We start from the raw sequence: 19,591 nt of genomic DNA, 5'->3' as shown, positions 1-19,591 counted from the left end.
ACCCTCGGCATCTCAGAGTTCTGTGGTTCTCGTTCCCCGGCCATCAGTTCACGATCCGCGTCGGGTGGCTTCCTGCGCGAGTTGCACCCGCGAAGACAAGTCGAGCTTGGTGTAGACGTGTGTGAGATGGGTTTCGATGGTGCGGGGTGAGACGAAAAGCCTTGCGGCGATGTCTTTGTTGCTCAGCCCCTCGCTGACGAGGCGTATGACGTCGCGTTCTGTGGGTGTGAGCGAAGCCCAGCCGGAGGACGGGCGCTTACGTTCACCGCGACCGCGCCGCGCGTAAGCGATCACCTCCCCGGTCGACAGCGCGGCGCCCTCGGCGTGGGCAGCGTCGAAGTCGCTCTGGCCCATGGCATCTCGGACCGCCGCAACTGCGGCCTCGTAGTCGGCTTGGTGGATCTTGTATCGGGCCTCGCCGGTGCGTTGCCGGATTGCTGTTGCCGCACCGAAGAGTCGGGCCGCTTCCCGGTAACTCACGGCTCGGGCGGCCAGCCCCGCAAGATTTTCGATAACGTCGGGCACGCCCAGCCGTGCCCCGCAATCGGCCGCAAGCGCCAGTGCTTGGTACGCGTCCCTTTCGGCCTCCTCGATGCTCTCCGGGTGGCCTTCGGCAAGGACCACGCGGGCATGAGTATTCAGCGCGAGCGTTCGGTGATATCCCGCAGTTGCCGACACCGCTTGATCGGCCCAGAGCCGGGCCGCCACGAGATCGTTCGCCGCGAGTTCCGTTTCGGCTCTCCACATCAAGTTCGTTGCAGACCAGCCGGCGTCCGGGATGCGGCCGTAAGCCGCAGCGAGAGTATTCCTGGCGGCCGCAACATCTCCCGCGGCCAGGAGCGTCCAACCCAACGCGAGATAGCCGAGTCCCTCGATCGCTGCCCCGAGCTCGGCGGCGGACTCGACCGCCGTTTCGGCGGCGGCGAGCGCCGCGGCAGTGTTGCCGTGCCATCCCAGCACGAAGCTTTGCGCCATCAGGGCGTTGAACTTGGTCAACAGATCGCCGGCCGCCTCGGCATCGGCGAGTAGTTCCCGTAATTCGTCCTCGGCGCCTTGGAGTTCGCCGCGCATCGCCCGCCCGCCGGCGATACCCCAAAGCCGGCACTGACCCGAGGCGACTCGGTCACCGATCGAGTCGGCGAGGTCGCGCCCTTCGACGGCCGCGCTCTCGGAGATAGCGCCTCCTGCCATGGCGGCCGCGTACGCCTGGAAGCCGAGCAGCTGGCTCAATCTCCACTTGTCGCCCAGATCGCGGGCCAACTCAATGGCCTCGGCGAAGTATGTCGCCGCCTGTTCGGGATTGAAGGCGCCCGTACCGACGCAGGCGGTAAGGGCACGGACCAACAGGGATGGGTCGTCGAGTTGGCGGGCGATCGCGAGCGCCTCGTTGGCCTGCTCCCTGCGCTCCGGCACACCGACCCACCCGTCGAACAGCGCCGCGTCGGCCAGCGCCCTCGCCAGCACTGCCGGCGCGACCTCGCGGTCTATCCTGCCCAGGTCCGCCAGCGCCTCATCGATCCAGCTCATTCCTTCGCGCAGGCGGCCGCGTGTCAGCCACAGCGGCTGCAGCGACGACGCGAGCTGCAATGCCAATTCGATGTCGCCGCTTTCCCGACTCCAGGCGAAGGCCGCCCGCAGGTTGTCGAGCTCCGATTCTGTTTGCTCGACTCTGCGTTGGTGTCCGGTGGCGGCCGGCGCGTCGAGCGCCGCCGCCATCGCGGTGTAGTAATCGCGGTGACGGGCTCGCACCTCGGCCGCCTCGCCCGACTCGTCGAGCTTCTCCAGAGCGTACTGGCGAACGGTTTCCAGCAGGCGATACCGGCTTCGGCCCCCGGTGTTGTTGGCCACCACAAGAGATTTGTCCACGAGCAGCGTGAGCTGATCGAGGACCTGGAAGCGTTCGATATCGGTGTCCCCCGCGACGGCCCTCGCGGCGACGAGATCGAAGCCCCCCATGAACGCCGCAAGCCTGCGGAACAACACCCGTTCCGATTCCGTCAACAGCGCGTGTGACCAGTCCACCGACGCGCGCAACGTTTGCTGTCGCCGCACTGCAGTGCGCCTGCCGCCAGTCAGCAACCGGAACCGGTCATGCAGACTGCCCACGATCTCGTCAAGCGACAACGCCCGCATCCGAGCCGCAGCCAACTCGATGGCCAGCGGCATGCCGTCGAGGCGGCGACAGATCTCTTTGACCGTCTCGACATCGTCGTCGACGATCCGGAGGTCGGATCGCGCTCGCCGCGCCCGGTCCAGGAACAGCGCGACCGCATCGTCGTCGAGTGAGAGGGACGGCACGCGCCAGGTCACCTCGCCGGGCACGTCGATCGGCTCGCGGCTGGTCGCCAACAACGTCAAGGCGGGGCAGGCGGTCAACAGCGCGGTGGTAAGCGAGGCAACCGCATCGAGGAGGTGTTCGCAATTGTCCAGTACCACCAACGTCCGTCGGTCCCCCACGAACCGGATCAACGCGTCGGTTGTCGAGCGGCTCGGCTGATCCGCCAGGCCGAGGGCACCCGCTGTTGCGACCGGCACGAGATCGGGGTCGGTGATCGGCGCGAGGTCGACATACCACGCGCCATCGGCGAAGTTGGCGGCCACTTGTTCCGCAACCTGTATGGCAAGCCGAGTTTTGCCCACACCGCCGGCGCCGGTCAGGGTGACCAGCCGGTCGTCCGCCAGGGTCCGTCGCACGCCGTCGATTTCGACGTCACGCCCGACAAAGCTGGTGAGCTGCACCGGCATATGCTCAGCGGCAGCGGATTTCGATGTTCTCAGCGGCGGGAAGTCATTGCGGATACCGGGTTGGCAAAGCTGCGCCACCCGCTCGGCTCGCGCGATTCCGCGCAACTCGTACCTGCCGAGGTCGGTCAGCCACGCGTCAGCTGGAAGCGCGTCGGCTACCAAATCCTCGGTGGTGCCGGACACCACCGTTTGTCCACCGTGAGCCAGATCGCGCAGCCGTGCCGCGCGGTTGATCGTCGCTCCGACGTAGTTACCCTCATCGCGCAGTTGCACCTCGCCGGAATGCACGCCGATGCGTAACCGGATCGGGGCCAACGGCGCCCGCTGCAAATCCAAGGCGCACGCGACCGCCTGGCTCGCGCGGGCGAACGCGACGACGAAGCTGTCGCCCTCCCCCTGCTCGACCGGTCGCACTCCGCCGTGGGTGGAAAGCAGGTCAACCAGCGTGCGGTCAAGGCGCGCGAGGGCCGCCGTCATCTCCTCGGGTTGGGTCTCCCACAACCGCGTCGAGCCCTCGACGTCTGCAAGCAGCAGCGTCACCGTCCCGGTTGGCAGCTCGCCCACGCCCAACACACTCCAGTCCACCGGCGGGATGTCCGCGCGCAGATCAGTTTCCGTCATGCTAGCCAGGATCTAGGGGCTGCCACCGGCAAACATCAGTGAAATCCCGTACTCGACGCCCGTACGTCCTCGAAGCAGCCGACCTGTCGGGCCGATCGTGCGGAAACCCGAAAGAACACAGCGACGACCGGCGACGTCAATTACGCGTTCTCCCTGACGATCCGGCGCCGAGGAAACGCCACAGTCGAGTCAGCCGAATCGACAACCCGCCAGCGGAGGAGCGCCATGACCGAGATTGTGCGTGGTCGCACAAGCGGCCCAAATGTTTTCGAAGCCGGGCTGCCGACGATCAACTACGCAGCCGCTCAACATCCCGACGAAGCCCACGCAATCATCAGCCAGGCCCGTGAGCAGAGCCCGATCGCGATCGGTCCGTACGGACCCGAGTTGCTGACTTATGACCTGGTGCGGACCGTGCTCCGCGACCCCCGATTCCGGGTGCCGCCAGGAATGTTCCTTGCCGCGCAAGGCGTCACCTCCGGACCCCTGTGGGACCGCGTCGCGGCCAACATTCTGAGCCTCGACGGGGATGAACACCGCCGGCTACGCCGATTGGTGTCTGGAGCCTTCACACCTAAAGCGACCGCGCGACTGCGCACAGTAGTCGTCGACATCATCACCGGACTGATTGACCGGCAGACCCCTCGCGGGCACTGCGACGTTGTCACTGATATCGCGCGTCAATACCCGATCCAGGTCATCTGCGCACTACTCGGCGCACCGCCCGAAGACTGGGAACTGTTCTCCCGCTGGGCAGATGTCATCATCAAGGCTTTCAGCTGGGACGCCGTTGCCGAAGCGCCGGCCATCCTCACCGCCTGGGATGCCCTGGACGCCTACCTCGACGACATGCTCGCCCAGCGGCGCCACACTTTGACCGACGACCTGATCTCCGAACTGATCCGCGCCGAAGACGACGGCGATCGCCTCAGCTCCGACGAACTCAGAATGCTCGTCGCCGCCCTGCTGATGGGAGGCAACGACACCACTCGCCACCAGTTGGCCGCGGCGGTACACGTGCTGTGCGACCACCCCGGTCAATGGACACTGCTCGGTCAGCATCCGGAACTGGCATTCAGTGCTGTCGAGGAGGTCATCCGCCATTCGCCGATCACGCTGATCACTTTGCGTACTGCCGTAGAAGACGTCGATCTTGCGGGTCTCACCATCGCGGCGGGCACCTTGGTCGTCGTCAACACAGGGGCTGCCAACCGTGACCCCACCGTCTACGACGATCCCGATCGGCTCGACATCCGCCGGGTGGGGGCCCCCGCGATCCAGACGTTCGGCGCCGGCACGCACTACTGCCTGGGAGCAAATCTTGCCCGTCTCGAGTTGGCCGAGGCTCTGTCGGTCATCACCCGCCGCATGCCCAATGCCCGCCGAACCGGCGCGGCCCCGTGGAAACCGCTGACCGCGCTGACCGGACCGCTGAGCGTACCCATCGCATTCGATCCACTCCTTCGAAACCACGAGTTGTCCTCAGCCAGCCATCAACGTTAGGCCGAATCGCAGCGAGTCCTCGCGAACCGGGCCGCGACTCTGACGCGGTAACCGCGGACGTTAAACGGTTTCCGGGGCCTGCTGGTGTCGAACTGCCTTGCCGGTCCCTAGAATTGTGCGGAATGAGAGTCGGTATCGACTTCGGCACCACCCACACCGTCGCAGCGATTGTCGACCGTGGCAATTACCCGGTCGTCGCCTACGACGGTGTCGACGCGTGGCCGTCGCTGATCGCGGCCAGCGCCGACGGCGAGTTGCGCTTCGGGTTGGATGCGGCGGCCGTGCGCCACGAGCCGGGCTGGGAGGTGCTCCGGTCGTTCAAGCGACTGCTGAACGACGCCGGGCCGCAGACCACCGTGCAACTGGCCGGCCGTGAACACCGATTGGCCGATCTGCTAGCCGGGTTTCTGGCGCAACTGAAAAGCGACCTGATCGAGCGCTCGAACGCCGGTGCCGCCAGCGGTGAGGCCGTGCAGGCGGCGATCAGCGTGCCCGCCAATTCGTCCAGCGCCCAACGCTTTATGACCCTTGACGCCTTCGCCGCGGCGGGGTTCGAGGTCGTCGCGCTGTTGAACGAGCCGTCGGCCGCGGGACTGGAGTACGCGCATCGGTACCGCTCCACGATCACGGCCAAACGCGAGTATGTGTTGATCTACGACCTGGGCGGCGGCACGTTCGACGCCTCGCTGTTGAAGATGGCCGGGCACGTCAACGAGGTTGTGGTCAGCGAGGGAATTCAGCGCCTCGGCGGTGACGACTTCGACGACGCGATCGCGCAGTTGGTGCTGGCCGACTCACAGCTGCCGACGCTGCAGGGCGCACCCTATGAACTGCTCGTGGAAGAGTGCGCCACGCGCAAGGAGGCGGTCGGCCCACAGACCCGGCGTTTCCTGGTAGACCTCAGCGTCATCGACGGCGTCGACCGGCCACCGTTCTCCTGTCCGATCGACGACGTGTATGCGGCGTGCGCATCACTGGTCGACAAGACGACGGAGCTGCTGGGGCGCGTCCTGCACGACCCCGTGGGTGACGGCAGGGACGTCCCATGGTCGGAGGTGGCGGGCATTTATGTGGTGGGCGGTGCGGGCAGCTTTCCGATCGTTTCGCGGATGCTGCGCGCGAGTTTCGGCGACAAGCGGGTCAAGCGCTCACCGCACCCGTTCGCCGCGACGGCGATCGGACTCGCTGTTTTTCTGGACACCGAGTCGGGTTTTGTTCTGTCCGAACGATTTTCGCGGCACTTCGGGGTGTTCCGAGAGGCGCACGCCGGAGCGGACGTGGTCTTCGACCCGATCGTGCCCAAAGACGCCGCACTTCCCGCCGACGGCCGCACCCCGCTGGTCGTCAGCCGAAAGTACCGGGCCGCGCACAACATCGGGCACTTCCGGTTCGTGGAGTGCAGCCGCGTGGTCAACGGACGTCCCGACGGCGACGTCACGCCCTACGATCCCGTTCTGTTCCCGTTCGACCCGGCCCTGAGCGACCGTGACGATCTGGGGTGCCAACCGGTGGGCCGTTGGCACGACGGACCTGACGTCGAGGAGATCTACACCGTCGCGCCTACCGGCGCGGTGGAAGTCACCGTCACTACCCAGCCGACCGGCATTCAACGCACCTTTAGGCTGGAACGGCGGGGCCATGGAGTTCTATGACGTGTTGCGAAGCACTTTCGCCGCAAGGGAATTCACCGACGATCCACTGCCCGACGACGTCTTGTACCGCATCCTCGACAACGCCCGGTTCGCGCCCAGCGGCGGCAACCGGCAGGGCGCGCACATCACGGTGGTGCGTGACGCCGGCACCCGCCGCCGGCTGGCGGAATTCGGGGCGCCCGCCGCCCGCCGCTATTTCGCCCAGCTGACGGCCGGTGAGAACCCTTGGAATCCGGTGCATCCCAGCGCGGTGCCGCAAGACGTCATCGATGACACCGAAATTCCCCAGACGTTTGTCGCTCCGATGATCAACGCCCCCGTCGTCCTGGTCGTCTCCGTCGACCTGACCGTGGTGGCCGCCCTGGATCAGGGGCTGGACCGCGTCGGGCTCGCCGGCGGAGCCTCGGTCTACCCGCTGGTGTGGAGCATCCTGCTGGCCGCCCGCTACGAAGGCTATGGCGGCACCATCACAACGATGGCCATCCCACGCGAAGACGCGATCCGCGAGCTGTTGGCAATTCCGGGCACACACGCGATCGCGGCACTGGTGCCGCTCGGAAAACCTCCGCGTCAGCTGACCAAACTGCGCCGCCGCCCGGTCCCCGATTTCGTCACCCTGGACCGTTTCGACGGCGGGGCCTTCACCGGCTGACCCGGCCTCTCAGAAGGCCTCTCAGACTGCCCCTCAGACGGCCTTGGTGGTGCCGACGTAGGACACCACCACGTCAGACTCATCGGTGATGCGGGTCAGTGTGGAGTACGAGCGGATGAAGGACTGGCCCACGCATCCGTCGATCTTGATGTGGAAGTCGCTGATCATGATCCAGGGGTTCGGACCTTTGAACTCTTTCCGCACCACCGGCACCACAACCACGAAGCCGGGCTTCATGCCCACGCTGACGACCCCGTTATACGAGCCGGTGATCAGCGGCAGCAGCACCGGCGGTTGGCCGGGCCCCAGGGGCAGCTCCGCACCGAGCGACGGAGCGATGCCGCCGCCGTTGGCCATGGTGACGCCGTTGGCGGTGCTCATGTCGATCCCGCAGCCGATCTCGTAGCCCACTTCCAAGATGCCGTGCGGCGGTTCGGGCCCGATCAGCGACGCGACGAAGACTCCGCTGGACAGGTATTCGCGGGACGACGCCGCGGTGGTCAGCGGCGCGACGGGAACCTGTTTCTCGTCTTTCGCGCCGAGGGCCAGCGTCCAGCCATCGGGGGTGTTGACCCGCGCGGGCGTGCCGGGGGGCAGGACCCCGTCGGCCGGCGACCCCGTGCCTGACACCGGTTCGGCGCCGGGCTGGGCGGCCGCCGCAGCCGCGGGCGTCATCAAGAGAAGGCACACAGCGAATACCGCAGCACGGCGAACAACCGCGAACATCGGCATCACGGCCTCCACGCTAAGCACGGGCCGATCGCTCTCGGGTTTGGCCGGGGCGGCAACTCGAAGTCGTTGCACGTTTGTGGCTGGTTCGCGATGCAAAAACGGGAGGCTGGACAAACCGCGTGGCGAGTAGACTCCGCAGGTAGCCGGGATCGTGCCCATCGGCAGGGAGGGCGACCAATGACACGTCACAGGTTCGCTTCAGCACTGCTGGCCGTCCTGATCGCGATGACGGCGCTGGTGGGCAGCGCCGGCGTGGCCCGCGCCGACCCGGAGGATGCGGCGCCTCAGATCATCGACGATCTGCTCATCATCGTTCCGGGATTGACGATCGATCCCCGTGACCGGGACGCCACTGAGAAGGGTCCCGGGCCGAAGGAATGGACCGGTAGCGGAATGTACTGTCAGAACCGAAACGTCAAGTGCCAGAAGATGGGATTCTGAGCCGACCGAGACACGTCGCGAATTCCGTTCCGCCTGCTGGCTTTAACGCCTTCGACCGGAAGGAAAGTCGCCGATGTCCACCTGGCTCATCACGGGTTGCTCGACCGGCCTCGGCCGCGCCCTCGCCGAAGCGGTTGTCGACGCCGGCCACAACGTCGTCATCACCGCACGCGACATCTCGAAAATCGCCGACCTGGCCGACACCGCATCCGAGCGCACGCTGGCCGTCGCCCTCGATGTCACCGACACCGAACAGGTCAGCGCCGCGGTACAGCAGGCCCAGGAGCGGTTCGAGGGCATCGACGTCCTGGTGAACAACGCCGGCTACGGGTATCGCGCCGCCATCGAAGAAGGTGACGACGACGATGTGCGCGCCCTGTTCGAGACTCACTTCTTCGGCACCGTCGCGATGATCAAGGCGGTGCTGCCGGGCATGCGGGAGCGCCGCTCCGGTGCGATCGTGAACATCTCCTCCATCGGCGTACAGCTGACACCGGTGGGATCGGGTTACTACTCGGCGGCCAAAGCCGCCGTGGAAGGCATGAGCGGGGCACTTCATGGTGAGCTTGCGCCGCTGGGCATTTCGGTCACCGTCGTCGAACCCGGGGCTTTCCGAACGGATTTCGCCGGGCGTTCGTTGACCCAGTCGTCCGCCGTCATCGACGACTACGCCGACACCGCCGGGCGACGTCGCATCGAGAACGACACGATGCACGGCAGTCAGGCCGGTGATCCCGCCAAGGCGGCCGGGGTGATCATCACGGCAGTCGAGTCCGACGAGCCCCCTGCGTTCCTGCTGCTCGGCGAGGATGCCCTGTTCTCCTACCGCCACATCGCCGAACGCCGAGCGGCCGAGATTTCGGCGTGGGAAGAGTTCACTACCAGCACCAACCTGGACAGCTGATGCAGGCAGCGGTGATGGCGGCGGGAGTCATCGGCGCACTGGTCTGCACTGCGCTGGGTGTGCCCCTGCTGATCATCGGATTGCGGAATCGTTCGGCGCGGCGCAGTCAGGGCCCCATCGGTTACCCGCCGGGCTACCTGCCCGGGTACCCGGCCGGTTATCCCCCCGCGTTCCCCGGCTATCCCGGTGGCGGTTATGCGCCGGTGCCGCAGCCGCCGCGCAAGTCCGGCACCGGTTTGATCGTCACCGGCGTCGTGCTTCTCGCCTTGAGCGCCCTCGGCGTCGTCGGCACGGTGGCCCTGGCCGCCGGCCGGAGTTCCCGACTGGCGGTCGGCGACTGCTTCACCAACGAAATCCTGGATAAGCAGCGCTGGAAGTCCAAGAGCTGCAGCAGTCCGGAAGCAGTGCTGGAATATGCCGCCACTGCGGACGCCGGGGGGAACTGTCCCGACGGCAAGCTGGACAGCAGCTCGTATCTATCCGTAGAGCATGACGGTTCGCGGCGCTGCTTCATACCCAATCTCCTTGTCAGCCACTGTTATTCCTCCGATCACAATGGCGAGACCATCCGCGCGGTGAGCTGCGGCGCCGGCGGCACCGTCGTTCGAATCACCACGCGGCTGGACAACACGGTGGACACCTCGGCCTGCCCCTCGGGAGCGCGCACGGTCACCTTCCCCCAGCCCAGACGGACCTACTGCAGCGAACGCGTCGCCGGAATCATCTGAGCCGCAACCGCTTACCGTCCACCGCGTACCGGCCCGGCCCCATGAAGACCAGCAGCAGGAAGCCGAAGCAGAACAAGATCGCCGGAGTTCCTCCGTTGCCGTCGGGCGGGTTACTGATCGGCCAGAGCGCCAGCGGTTGATGCATCCAGAAGTACGCGACCGCCATCTGGCCGGAGGCCACGAACGCAGCGACGCGGGTGAAGAACCCGAGAGCGATCAACAGCCCGGTGACGAGTTCGATCACGCCGGCATACCAGCCCGGCCAGTCGCCTACCCGGATGGGATGCCCGGATGGAACGGGCCAGTCGAACAGGATCATCGAGCCGTAGCCGGCGAAGAGAAGGCCGTAGACCAACCGGAACAGACTCAGGACTGCCGGCGACGCGCCGGCCACGCGGTGGTTGAGGTCGTTCGTCATGGCGCCCACGTTACGGTCGCGGCCCGGCATGGCCGAAATAGTGGGATCGGTGTCTGCTGCGCCACTCACGCCCACACCGCCGCGGCTCGTACAGTCGTGCTCATGCAAACGATACCTTCCCTCATTGACTCCCAAGTCGCTTGTGCTGCAATAGAATTAGCTCGCTCCACCGAGTCGTCGGCGGTGTTCAACCACAGCGTCCGCAGCTACCTGTTCGGCGAACTGCTCGCCGCACACGAAGGCCTGCAACCCGGATCAGATTTCGACAGCGAGACGCTGTTCCTGGGCTGCGTCCTGCACGATCTCGGCGCCGGCACCGCCGCCGCCGGCAAAGAGCGCTTCGAGGTCGAAGGCGCGGATTTGGCGGCGAAGCTGCTGACCGAGCAGGGCTGCGACCGGGCGGTGGTCGATGCGGTATGGGAAGCGATTGCGTTGCACAGTTCGTTCGGAATCGCCCAGCGCCGCGGGCCCATCTGCTACCTGGTCAACGGAGGCGTCGGAATCGACTTCGGGCGCAACGCCGACTTCATTGATGAGCAGGCGGCCGCTGCCATCCACGCTCGCTACCCGCGTCTATCGATGGCGAAGTCACTGATGGACGCGATCGCCGCCCAGGCCCAGCGCAGTCCCGAGGCGGCACTGCCCTACACGATGGCCGGAGAGGTGTTGCGCGAACGTCTCGACGGCGGAATCACCCGGTTGGAACAGATGGCCGCGCTCGGCCGCTGGGGCGCTTGACGCTCGCGCAGCACGCCACGCCACCACCCGCCACAGTGCTAGTGTACATTTGTACATGTACATCTGTGCACAAGGGAGAGTTGTCGTGGCTTATGCGTTCCTCCTGGTCGCCATCTTCGCGGAGGTCGCGGCGACCAGCCTGCTCAAGAGCACGGAAGGTTTCACCCGACTGTGGCCCACAGTGATCTGCCTGCTCGGCTACGCGGTGTCGTTCGCGCTGCTTGCGCTGTCCATCTCGCGCGGAATGCAGACCGACGTCGCCTACGCGTTGTGGTCGGCGATCGGGACGGCCGTCATCGTGTTCATCGCGGTGGTCTTCCTCGGGTCACCCCTGTCGGCGGCGAAGCTGATCGGTGTCGGATTGATCATCGGCGGGGTGGTCACGCTGAACCTCGGCGGTGCGCATTGAGTGCTGCACCCGAACGCCGGCCGCGCGACCCGGCCGGTCGCCGTCAGGCGATCGTCGAGGCGGCCACCAGGGTGATCGCCCGCCGCGGGCTCGGCCAGTTGACGCACCGCCTGGTGGCGGCCGAGGCGGACGTCCCGGTGGGGTCGACAACCTACTATTTCGCCGACCTGGGCGAACTGCGGGAAGCCGCCCTGGCGCACGCAGCCACCGCCTCGACCGAGCAGCTGGAGCAGTGGCGTCGGGAACTGGACGCCGACGCCGACCTGCCCGCCGTGCTGGCGCGGCTCACCGCCGACTTCCTGGTCGATCACGACCAGTATCGGACCCTCAACGAGTTGTACCTGGCAGCGAGTTACCGGGATGAATTGCGGCCCCTGGCCCGGATATGGAACGAGGGTCTCGTCGCACTGCTGGAACCGCGCGTCGGACGACGGGCCGCGGACGCCATCGCGGTGTTTCTCGACGGCGCCATGCTGCATCCGCTGGCGACCGGCACCCCGCTGAGCACCGACGCACTGACCGACGCCATCACCCGACTGGCGGACGGCCGTTAGGAAACGTGGGAGCCGATCCTGCCCAGATAGGACAACCACAGCAGCCCGCCGAGAACCGTTCCCACGATGGCCCACGTCTTGGCCGTGTTCGCGGACCTGCTCGCCTCTGCCCAGCGCCCCTGCGCCCACAACCCGTCAACCTTGCTGGAGTACACCGTGGCCACGATGCCCGGGATCATGCACAGGAAGATCGTGATGATCGACCACACCAGGTAGTTGTTGGGCTTCATCGGCTGCCCGTAGGGCCCTTGTGGAGAGAACCCGCCATAAGGCTGCGGCGACGGCGGCGGGTAGCCGCCATAGGGCCCTTGCGGTGGTGGCGGCTGGTAACCGCCGCCCTGATATGGCGGATAACCCTCGGGCGGCTGGTAGCCACCGTACGGATTGTCGGGCGGCGGTCCGGTCATGGCGACTCCAGACGACGAGTTGGAGCTCAAAGCCTTTTTCAAGCCCTTTTCACCTTATAACGGCTCCGGGGGCTTGCGGCAAGGCCCGGTCCATGCCGCACAATTGCTGGCCGGACGTGCTGGCCGGACGCGCTGCTTGAGTTGGGGTCCATGGATTGGGGGGTGAATTGCGGGAGTCAGCTACCAACTTCGACGACGAACTGCGGTTGGAACAGGACTACGTCACCGGCCTGTACGCCCGGCTCGACGCTGAACGGGCGCAGGCGAAGTCGAGGTACAGCACCGCATTGCGGGGCGACGGCGAGACGCCGATGGATCGCGATGTCGAGGTGCGGGCACTGGCGCGGCGGATGAAGCGACTGGATGTCGCCGACGACGGGTTGTGTTTCGGTCGGCTGGACGGCATTTCGGGCAGCCGGGCCTACATCGGACGCATCGGCCTGCTCGACGAGGACAACGAGTACGAACCGTTGTTGATCGACTGGCGGGCGCCGGCGGCACGCCCGTTCTACACAGCCACCGCCGCCAACCCGGAGGACATCAGGCGGCGCCGCCAGTTCCACACCCGCGGACGTCGCGTCGTCGATTTCACCGACGAAGTGCTCGGCCGGCCGGGCGACGGTGACCAGCGCGAAAGTTCAAGCGACGCAGCCCTGCTCGCCGCCATCAACGCCCCCCGTGGCGACGGGATGCGCGACATCGTGGCAACCATCCAGGCCGAACAGGACTCGATCATCCGCCTGGATCACTCCGGCGTGCTGGTGATCGAGGGCGGTCCCGGCACCGGCAAGACGGTGGTCGCGCTGCACCGCGTCGCTTATCTGCTCTACACCCAGCGCGAGCGGATGGAACGCCACGGCGTGCTGGTCATCGGTCCCAATCCGGCGTTCCTGGACCACATCAGCCGCGTCCTGCCATCACTTGGCGAATCCACCGTGGTCTTCATGACCATCGGCGACCTGGTTCCCGGACTGCACATCACCGACGAAGACGAGCCAACGGCCGCGCGCCTCAAGGGTTCCCTGAAAATCCTCGATGTGCTCGCCGCCGCGATCGCCGATCACCAACGGCTGCCGGAGGATCCGCTGTTCATCAAGCTGTCCGATGTGACTTTGCGCATCGACGCCGAGACGGCGCAGTGGGCCAGGGAGGAAGCGCGCGACACCGGGCTGCCGCACAACGCGGCCCGCGCCGCGTTCACCGACATCGTCACCTGGGTCCTGACCGAGCGCGCGATCGGCAAGATCGGGCGGGGCTGGCTGACCCGGTCGGACCGGGACGCGTGGGAGAAGCTTCGCGAGGAGCTGATCGAGGAACTCGCGGACAACACCGCGTTCGCCGCCGCCCTCGACGATCTCTGGCCGATACTTACTCCGGATGCGCTGTTGTCCACGCTGTTCGAGTCACCAGAAAGGCTGCGCGCGGCCGGTGCCGATCCAGCGCTGTGGCGGGAAGTCGGCGATGCGTGGACGGTGTCCGATGTGCCCCTGCTGGACGAACTCGTGGACCTGCTGGGCGTCAACAAGGAAGCCGAGGAACTCGCCAGACGGACCGCTGAACGCGAGCAGGCTGAAGAGGCGGCATATGCGGCCGGGGTGCTCGACCTCATGGTCAGCCGGGAAGACCTGATGGACGACGAAGACCAGTTGCTCGCGCAGGACCTGCTCTATGGCGCGGACCTGGCCGACCGTTTCGTCGAACACGACCTGCGTGAACTGGCGGAACGTGCTGCGGCGGAACGGAATTGGACCTACCGGCATGTGGTGGTCGACGAAGCGCAGGAACTGTCCGAAATGGACTGGCGGGTGTTGATGCGACGCTGCCCGGCCCGATCCTTCACCGTGGTCGGCGATCTCGCACAACGACGGTCCGCGGCCGGAGCGACGTCCTGGGACGCGATGCTGCGACCGTATGTGCCCGACCGCTGGGTGTACCGGTCGCTGACCGTGAACTACCGCACGCCGGCGGAGATCATGGCCGTCGCCGCGGCGTTGCTGGCTGAGTTCGCACCCGATGTCGTGGCGCCCGAGTCGGTCCGCGCATGCGGTGTCCCGCCGTGGTCGCGGCAGCTACAAGAAGGCCAATTGGCTTCGGCCATAGCAGAATTCGTGCAGTACGAGGAGTCCCGCGAGGGCACCAGCGTGGTGATCGGGCCACCCGGCGTTCCCGGCGCGGTGCCTCCGTCGGCGACCAAGGGGCTGGAATTCGACGCCGTTCTGGTGGTGGATCCGCAGCGGATACTCGCCGACGGCCCACGCGGCGCCGCCGAACTCTACGTCGCGCTCACCCGCGCCACGCAACGCCTCGGCGTCCTGCATCAGGAACCGCTGCCCCCGGTACTGGCCGGCCTGGCGACCACGTCTCCGTCGATGTACCGCTGAATATTGGGCGCGACGGCGGCTACCACGTCCTCCTCGGACATCGACGCGACGGGTTCGATTCTCCAGATGAAGCGAATCAGGGCGAAGCCGATCAGCTGACTGGCGATCAACCCGCTGCGCCGCAACCGATCCGTCTCGTCGGTACCCAGTGTCGATCCGCCAATGAGGCTGCGCTCGACCACCGCGCGCAGCTTCTCCCGGGTGCGCTCGTCGTGCGCAGCCGTCAGCACCACGGCGCGCAATACCGGGCCGATCTCGTCGTCGGCCCAGGCGCCGAGCACGGCCCGCACCAGCTGGGTGCCCAACTCAGCGCGGGGCGTGGCCCACGTCGCGGCGACGGTCTCCAGCCATTTGGCCGGCGGCTCGGTCGCCGCGTCGAGCAGGCGCTCCTTGGAACCGAAGTAGTGATACACCAGCGCTGGATCGACGTCGGCGGCGCGGGCGACAGCCCTGATGGTGGTCCCCGCCCAGCCGTGCGTGGCGAATTCCTGCCTGGCGGAGTTGAGGATTCGTGCTTGCAGCACCCCGCGCTCGTCGCGCGGCCCGGGAGTCACCGCCTTCTTGGCCATCTGTTTCATCGTAGCGTGAGACTAATGCATAACGAGTACATAGCCCGCTGTTCATGTTTCGGAAGGCATTCGCGTGCCGGGTGTGCAAACATCGCTGACAGACTGTCTGCCGGTCTTCTGCCATGTTTCGGTGCGATTCCTAGGGAATAGGACCCACGATGACTGATCTCGATCAGACACCCTCCGACGAAATTCCTGCCGCCGGGCGGGCCGAACTGACCGAGCACTCCCGGACGGGGATGGGCGCCGCCGCGCTGCAACGCGCGATCACCGATCATCTGCGCTACTCGATCGGCCGCCCGGCGGCGGCGCTGCGGCCCGAGCACTACTACAAGGCACTCGCACTGGCCGTGCGCGACCGGATGCAGGACCGCCGGGTGGCCTCCACACAGGTGTCCCTCGATCTCGGCCGCAAGGTGACCTGCTATCTGTCGGCCGAATTCCTGATGGGTCCCCAACTCGGCAACAACCTGCTGAACCTGCGCATGGAAAGGGCGGCCAAACAAGCATTGTCGGCGATGGGCCAGAACTACGACGAAGTGCTGGCCTGCGAAGAGGAACCCGGTCTGGGCAACGGCGGCCTGGGCAGGCTCGCCGCGTGCTACCTGGACTCGCTGGCCACCCTCGAGCGCCCGGCGATCGGTTACGGAATCCGCTACGAATTCGGCATTTTCGATCAGGAGATTCACGACGGCTGGCAGGTCGAGCAGACCGACAACTGGCTGGACAGCGGAAACCCTTGGGAGATCGCCAAACCCGACGTCAACTACCTGGTCAAGTGGGGCGGTTACGTCGAGCACTACACCGACGACACCGGCCGCGAACGCGCCCGGTGGGTGCCGGGCCTGATGCTCAAAGGCGTCGCCTACGACACCCCCATCCAGGGTTACGGCGTCAACACCTGCAATGTGCTGACGCTGTGGAGCGCCCGTGCGGTGAAGTCGTTCGCACTGGAAGCGTTCAACACCGGCGATTACTACAAGGCGGTCGAGGACGAGGTCACCTCCGAGACGGTCACCAAGGTGCTCTACCCCAACGACGAACCGGAAGCGGGCAAGCGGCTTCGACTGCTGCAGCAGCACTTCTTCGTGTCCTGTTCGCTACAACACGTGCTGCACATCATGGACGATCTGGCCGACGTCTCGGTGCGTGAACTCCCCCAGCGATTTGCCCTGCAGCTCAACGACACCCACCCGTCGATCGGGGTTGCCGAATTGATGCGGCTACTGCTCGACGAGCGCCACCTGGACTGGGACGAGGCGTGGGACATCACCGTAGCCACGTTCGCCTACACCAACCACACGCTGCTGCCCGAAGCGCTGGAAACGTGGCCGTTGGAGATGTTCGGCGAGTCGCTGCCCCGTCATCTCGAGATCATCTACGAAATCAACCGCCGGTTCCTCGACGAGGTGCGTATCCGGTTCCTCGGCGACCACGACCGGGTCCGCCGGATGTCGCTGATCAGTGAGGACGGCGGCCGGAACGTCCGGATGGCGCACCTGGCCACGGTCGGCAGCCATGCCGTCAACGGTGTCGCCGCACTGCACAGCGAACTGCTGAAAGACAGTGTGCTGAAAGACTTTTACGAGATGTGGCCAGAGCGGTTCAGCAACAAGACGAACGGGGTGACGCCACGCCGTTTCCTGGCGCTGGCCAATCCCGGTCTGCGGGAACTGCTGGACCGCACCATCGGCGACGGGTGGCTGACCGATCTGGGCCGGCTGCGGGGGTTGGAGCAGTTCGTCGACGACTCGTCCTTCCGGGAGCAGTGGCGGGACATCAAGCGCAACAACAAGGCCCGCCTGGCGTCTTTCGTGCGTTCGGCGACGGGAGTGGAGCTGAATCCGGAATGGATCTTCGACATCCAGGTCAAACGGATTCACGAGTACAAACGTCAGCACCTCAACGTGTTGCACATCATCGCGCTCTACTATCGGCTCAAGCAGAACCCCGAACTGTCGATTCCCCCGCGCGCCTTCATCTTCGGCGGCAAGGCGGCGCCCGGGTACTTCCTCGCCAAGCGGATCATCAAGCTGATCAACGCCGTTGCGGAGACGATCAACAACGACCCGGAGGTCAACAAGTTCCTGAAGGTGGCGTTCATCCCGAACTTCAACGTGCAGAACGCCCATCTGATCTATCCGGCGGCCAATGTGTCCGAGCAGATCTCGACCGCCGGCAAGGAAGCGTCGGGCACCGGCAACATGAAGTTCATGATCAACGGCGCCCTGACGGTCGGCACCCTCGACGGTGCCAATGTCGAAATCCGTGAGGAGGCCGGGCCGGAGAACTTCTTCCTGTTCGGTCTGACGGTGCCGGAGGTCGAAGCGCTCAAAGCGAGCGGTTACCGACCGTCGGATTACATCGACCGCAACGAGGAGCTCAGCGCGGTGTTGGATCTGATTGCCGGGGGAACCTTCTCGCACGGCGATCATCAGGTGTTCCGGCCGCTGGTCGACAACCTGCGTTACCACGACTCCTTCCTGGTGTGCGCCGACTTCGCGTCGTACGTCGAATGCCAGGAGCGGGTGAGCCAGGCCTGGCAGGACCGGGATGCATGGACGAAGATGTCGATCCTCAACACCGCACGCAGCGGAAAGTTCTCCTCAGACCGCGCCATTGCCGAATACTGCGAAGACATCTGGAAAGTCTGGCCGCTGACCGTCAAGATCTGAGAATGCCCAGGGGGCTGCATGACCGAGTTTCGCGAGGAATACGGCTACGAGCCCGAACTCAAACGCACGCTGGGTTCTTTTCAGGTGTTCGCGGTCTCGTTCGCGTTCATCTCGGTGGCGGTGGGTATCTTCGGCACTTACGACGACCTGCTGCGAAACTCGGGTCCGGTGGGGATCTGGACATGGATCGTCGCCGCAATCGGACAGCTGTTGATCGCGTTGGTGATCGCGCAGTTCGCCGCTCGCATCCCGCTCAGCGGTTCGTCCTATCAGTGGGGTTCCCGGTTGGCCAACCCGAAGATCGGCTGGTTCTTCGGCTGGCTGACCTTCTGTTACCTGATCACCGGGCTGATGGCGATCGACAGCGCGATGTCGAGCACGTGCCTGATGCCGCTGTTCAACATGGCGCCGGATGAAGGCACCGCGCGCCTGATCACCGTGGCGGTCATGGTGATCCAGGCTGTGCTCGCGATCGCCTCGACAAGGATTGTGGCGCTGATCAATTCGGCCGCGGTCGCGATCGAACTGTCCATCGTCGTGGTGCTGGCCATTGCGCTCGTCGTTGCCGTCGTGGTGACGGGGAACGGATCAGTCGGCAATCTCACGTCGCGCGGTATCACCGAGGGAGCCCCGAACTACTTCGCTTTCGGCGGTGGGTTGATGGCGGTCATGATCGTGGGTCTGGGAACGCTGGTGGGCTTTGACTCCGCCGCCAATATGGCCGAGGAGGCCAAGGACCCCTTCCGCAGCGTCCCGCGTGCCATCGTGGGATCGGTGGCCGCCGCCAGCGTGCTGGGCCTGCTGTTCCTGGTCGCGTTGACGGTCGCCATCGACAACGTCCCCCGCGTCTCGGCCGCCGGGTCACCGGTGGCGATGATCATGCACGATCAACTCGGCACGGTGACCGAACGAATCTTCCTGGTCGCCATAGCGATTGCCTTCTTCGGCGGCGGGATGGTCACGCTGACGAGTGGCTCGCGCATGATTTTCGCGATGTCGCGTGACGACCGGTTCCCCGCCCACCGACTGATGCGGCGCGTCAATTCTCGTACTCAGACGCCTATTCCGGCGACCGTCGTGCCGGTCATCATCGGAATTGCGGTGCTGGCCGCGCTGCCGGGGGACGCCCTACTGGAGCTCATCACCTCCGGGACCGTGTTTCCGGCACTGACGTACGGCATGATCGTCGTCCTGTACCTGGCGGTGCGCAAACGACTCGATCGTCAGGAAGGGGCCTTTGACATCGGGCGATTCGAGTTGCCGATCGCGATCGCGGCGCTGATCTGGTCGATCTGCGCGTTGGTCATCCTGCTCTCCCCCGACGCCGCAACGGTCCCGATGATCATCGTGGCAGGCCTACTGGGGGCGGGTGCGCTGTATTTCGGGTACATGATGATCTTCAACCGCGAAGTACTCGACCACGAGCCTGGCGATCTGACCGTCTTCTCACACTGAGAAACGG

17 protein-coding genes are annotated in these 19,591 nt (G+C 65.8%); 12 read left to right on the top strand and 5 right to left on the bottom strand.

The window, feature by feature from the left end; translation table 11 throughout:
• Positions 1-48: 48 nt before the first annotated feature.
• Positions 49-3,366, bottom strand: a complete 3,318-nt coding sequence (locus tag C0J29_RS09345; protein ID WP_120792145.1) for a LuxR family transcriptional regulator — start codon at positions 3,364-3,366, stop codon at positions 49-51.
• Between the two features lie 225 nt (positions 3,367-3,591).
• On the opposite strand from C0J29_RS09345, the gene C0J29_RS09340 reads away from it, so the two are divergent.
• The 3 genes from C0J29_RS09340 (at position 3,592) to C0J29_RS09330 (ending at position 7,173) form a co-directional block, all read left to right on the top strand.
• Positions 3,592-4,869 carry a cytochrome P450 gene (locus C0J29_RS09340; RefSeq protein WP_120792144.1) on the top strand — a complete coding sequence of 426 codons (1,278 nt, stop codon included), beginning with the start codon at positions 3,592-3,594 and terminating at the stop codon, positions 4,867-4,869.
• Between the two features lie 122 nt (positions 4,870-4,991).
• Complete coding sequence (locus C0J29_RS09335) at positions 4,992-6,521, top strand: Hsp70 family protein (protein ID WP_120792143.1); 1,530 nt, start codon at positions 4,992-4,994, stop codon at positions 6,519-6,521.
• Positions 6,508-7,173: a nitroreductase family protein gene (locus tag C0J29_RS09330; RefSeq protein WP_120792142.1), complete on the top strand. Its 666-nt coding sequence runs from the start codon at positions 6,508-6,510 to the stop codon at positions 7,171-7,173. The genes C0J29_RS09335 and C0J29_RS09330 overlap by 14 nt, the downstream gene beginning before the upstream one ends.
• 33 nt (positions 7,174-7,206) lie before the next feature.
• On the opposite strand, the gene C0J29_RS09325 is transcribed toward C0J29_RS09330, so the two are convergent.
• Entirely contained in the window at positions 7,207-7,905 is a 699-nt protein-coding gene (locus tag C0J29_RS09325; RefSeq protein ID WP_162951609.1) for an MspA family porin, read from the bottom strand.
• A 177-nt stretch (positions 7,906-8,082) separates the two neighbouring features.
• Here C0J29_RS09325 and C0J29_RS09320 point away from each other — a divergent pair, with 177 nt between their 5' ends.
• The 3 genes from C0J29_RS09320 (at position 8,083) to C0J29_RS09310 (ending at position 9,978) form a co-directional block, all read left to right on the top strand.
• The gene (locus C0J29_RS09320) at positions 8,083-8,346 is read left to right on the top strand and encodes a hypothetical protein (RefSeq protein ID WP_120792141.1); all 264 of its coding nucleotides are present in this window, start codon (positions 8,083-8,085) and stop codon (positions 8,344-8,346) included.
• Positions 8,347-8,419: 73 nt separating this feature from the next.
• Complete coding sequence (locus C0J29_RS09315) at positions 8,420-9,250, top strand: oxidoreductase (protein WP_120792140.1); 831 nt, start codon at positions 8,420-8,422, stop codon at positions 9,248-9,250.
• A complete protein-coding gene (locus C0J29_RS09310; protein ID WP_065043022.1) occupies positions 9,250-9,978 on the top strand; it encodes a hypothetical protein in 729 nt (242 codons plus the stop codon). The genes C0J29_RS09315 and C0J29_RS09310 overlap by 1 nt, the downstream gene beginning before the upstream one ends.
• On the opposite strand, the gene C0J29_RS09305 is transcribed toward C0J29_RS09310, so the two are convergent.
• Positions 9,971-10,396: a DoxX family protein gene (locus C0J29_RS09305; RefSeq protein WP_120794642.1), complete on the bottom strand. Its 426-nt coding sequence runs from the start codon at positions 10,394-10,396 to the stop codon at positions 9,971-9,973. The genes C0J29_RS09310 and C0J29_RS09305 overlap by 8 nt on opposite strands.
• A gap of 183 nt (positions 10,397-10,579) precedes the next feature.
• Between C0J29_RS09305 and C0J29_RS09300 the strand changes: the two genes are divergently transcribed.
• The 3 genes from C0J29_RS09300 (at position 10,580) to C0J29_RS09290 (ending at position 12,097) form a co-directional block, all read left to right on the top strand.
• A complete protein-coding gene (locus C0J29_RS09300; RefSeq protein ID WP_231513297.1) occupies positions 10,580-11,134 on the top strand; it encodes an HD domain-containing protein in 555 nt (184 codons plus the stop codon).
• An 85-nt stretch (positions 11,135-11,219) separates the two neighbouring features.
• Positions 11,220-11,543: a DMT family transporter gene (locus C0J29_RS09295; protein ID WP_120792138.1), complete on the top strand. Its 324-nt coding sequence runs from the start codon at positions 11,220-11,222 to the stop codon at positions 11,541-11,543.
• Positions 11,540-12,097: a TetR/AcrR family transcriptional regulator gene (locus C0J29_RS09290; RefSeq protein WP_120792137.1), complete on the top strand. Its 558-nt coding sequence runs from the start codon at positions 11,540-11,542 to the stop codon at positions 12,095-12,097. Before C0J29_RS09295 ends, C0J29_RS09290 begins: the two co-directional genes overlap by 4 nt.
• Here C0J29_RS09290 and C0J29_RS33655 read toward each other — a convergent pair.
• A complete protein-coding gene (locus tag C0J29_RS33655) occupies positions 12,094-12,504 on the bottom strand; it encodes a CD225/dispanin family protein (RefSeq protein ID WP_065162317.1) in 411 nt (136 codons plus the stop codon). The two genes, C0J29_RS09290 and C0J29_RS33655, sit on opposite strands and share 4 nt — an antisense overlap.
• Before the next feature lie 167 nt (positions 12,505-12,671).
• Between C0J29_RS33655 and helR the strand changes: the two genes are divergently transcribed.
• Entirely contained in the window at positions 12,672-14,885 is a 2,214-nt protein-coding gene (gene helR / locus C0J29_RS09280; protein WP_242460399.1) for an RNA polymerase recycling motor ATPase HelR, read from the top strand.
• Here the strand turns inward: helR and C0J29_RS09275 are convergent.
• Positions 14,822-15,463 (bottom strand): TetR/AcrR family transcriptional regulator, encoded by a 642-nt coding sequence (locus C0J29_RS09275; protein ID WP_371872373.1) that lies wholly within the window; start codon positions 15,461-15,463, stop codon positions 14,822-14,824. The two genes, helR and C0J29_RS09275, sit on opposite strands and share 64 nt — an antisense overlap.
• Positions 15,464-15,612: 149 nt before the next feature.
• Here C0J29_RS09275 and C0J29_RS09270 point away from each other — a divergent pair, with 149 nt between their 5' ends.
• Both C0J29_RS09270 and C0J29_RS09265 read left to right on the top strand, forming a co-directional pair.
• The gene (locus tag C0J29_RS09270) at positions 15,613-18,129 is read left to right on the top strand and encodes a glycogen/starch/alpha-glucan phosphorylase (protein WP_082977775.1); all 2,517 of its coding nucleotides are present in this window, start codon (positions 15,613-15,615) and stop codon (positions 18,127-18,129) included.
• Between the two features lie 18 nt (positions 18,130-18,147).
• Positions 18,148-19,584 carry an APC family permease gene (locus tag C0J29_RS09265; RefSeq protein WP_120792136.1) on the top strand — a complete coding sequence of 479 codons (1,437 nt, stop codon included), beginning with the start codon at positions 18,148-18,150 and terminating at the stop codon, positions 19,582-19,584.
• Positions 19,585-19,591 lie beyond the last annotated feature (7 nt).

This window comes from Mycobacterium paragordonae (assembly GCF_003614435.1).
Taxonomy (GTDB): domain Bacteria; phylum Actinomycetota; class Actinomycetes; order Mycobacteriales; family Mycobacteriaceae; genus Mycobacterium; species Mycobacterium paragordonae.
Note: the sequence above shows the minus strand (reverse complement) of the source record. Positions and strands in the feature narration are given on the sequence as shown.

What these genes read in the sequence shown, in the direction of transcription:
- C0J29_RS09315 (WP_120792140.1), top strand. Translation starts at nt 8,420, where the DNA reads ATGTCCACCTGGCTCATCACGGGTTGCTCGACCGGCCTCGGCCGCGCC.
- C0J29_RS09265 (WP_120792136.1), top strand. Translation starts at nt 18,148, where the DNA reads ATGACCGAGTTTCGCGAGGAATACGGCTACGAGCCCGAACTCAAACGC.
- C0J29_RS09310 (WP_065043022.1), top strand. Translation starts at nt 9,250, where the DNA reads ATGCAGGCAGCGGTGATGGCGGCGGGAGTCATCGGCGCACTGGTCTGC.
- C0J29_RS09345 (WP_120792145.1), bottom strand. Translation starts at nt 3,366, where the DNA reads ATGACGGAAACTGATCTGCGCGCGGACATCCCGCCGGTGGACTGGAGT.
- C0J29_RS09275 (WP_371872373.1), bottom strand. Translation starts at nt 15,463, where the DNA reads ATGAAACAGATGGCCAAGAAGGCGGTGACTCCCGGGCCGCGCGACGAG.
- C0J29_RS33655 (WP_065162317.1), bottom strand. Translation starts at nt 12,504, where the DNA reads ATGACCGGACCGCCGCCCGACAATCCGTACGGTGGCTACCAGCCGCCC.
- C0J29_RS09320 (WP_120792141.1), top strand. Translation starts at nt 8,083, where the DNA reads ATGACACGTCACAGGTTCGCTTCAGCACTGCTGGCCGTCCTGATCGCG.
- C0J29_RS09335 (WP_120792143.1), top strand. Translation starts at nt 4,992, where the DNA reads ATGAGAGTCGGTATCGACTTCGGCACCACCCACACCGTCGCAGCGATT.
- C0J29_RS09330 (WP_120792142.1), top strand. Translation starts at nt 6,508, where the DNA reads ATGGAGTTCTATGACGTGTTGCGAAGCACTTTCGCCGCAAGGGAATTC.
- C0J29_RS09305 (WP_120794642.1), bottom strand. Translation starts at nt 10,396, where the DNA reads ATGACGAACGACCTCAACCACCGCGTGGCCGGCGCGTCGCCGGCAGTC.
- C0J29_RS09270 (WP_082977775.1), top strand. Translation starts at nt 15,613, where the DNA reads ATGACTGATCTCGATCAGACACCCTCCGACGAAATTCCTGCCGCCGGG.
- C0J29_RS09340 (WP_120792144.1), top strand. Translation starts at nt 3,592, where the DNA reads ATGACCGAGATTGTGCGTGGTCGCACAAGCGGCCCAAATGTTTTCGAA.
- C0J29_RS09325 (WP_162951609.1), bottom strand. Translation starts at nt 7,905, where the DNA reads ATGCCGATGTTCGCGGTTGTTCGCCGTGCTGCGGTATTCGCTGTGTGC.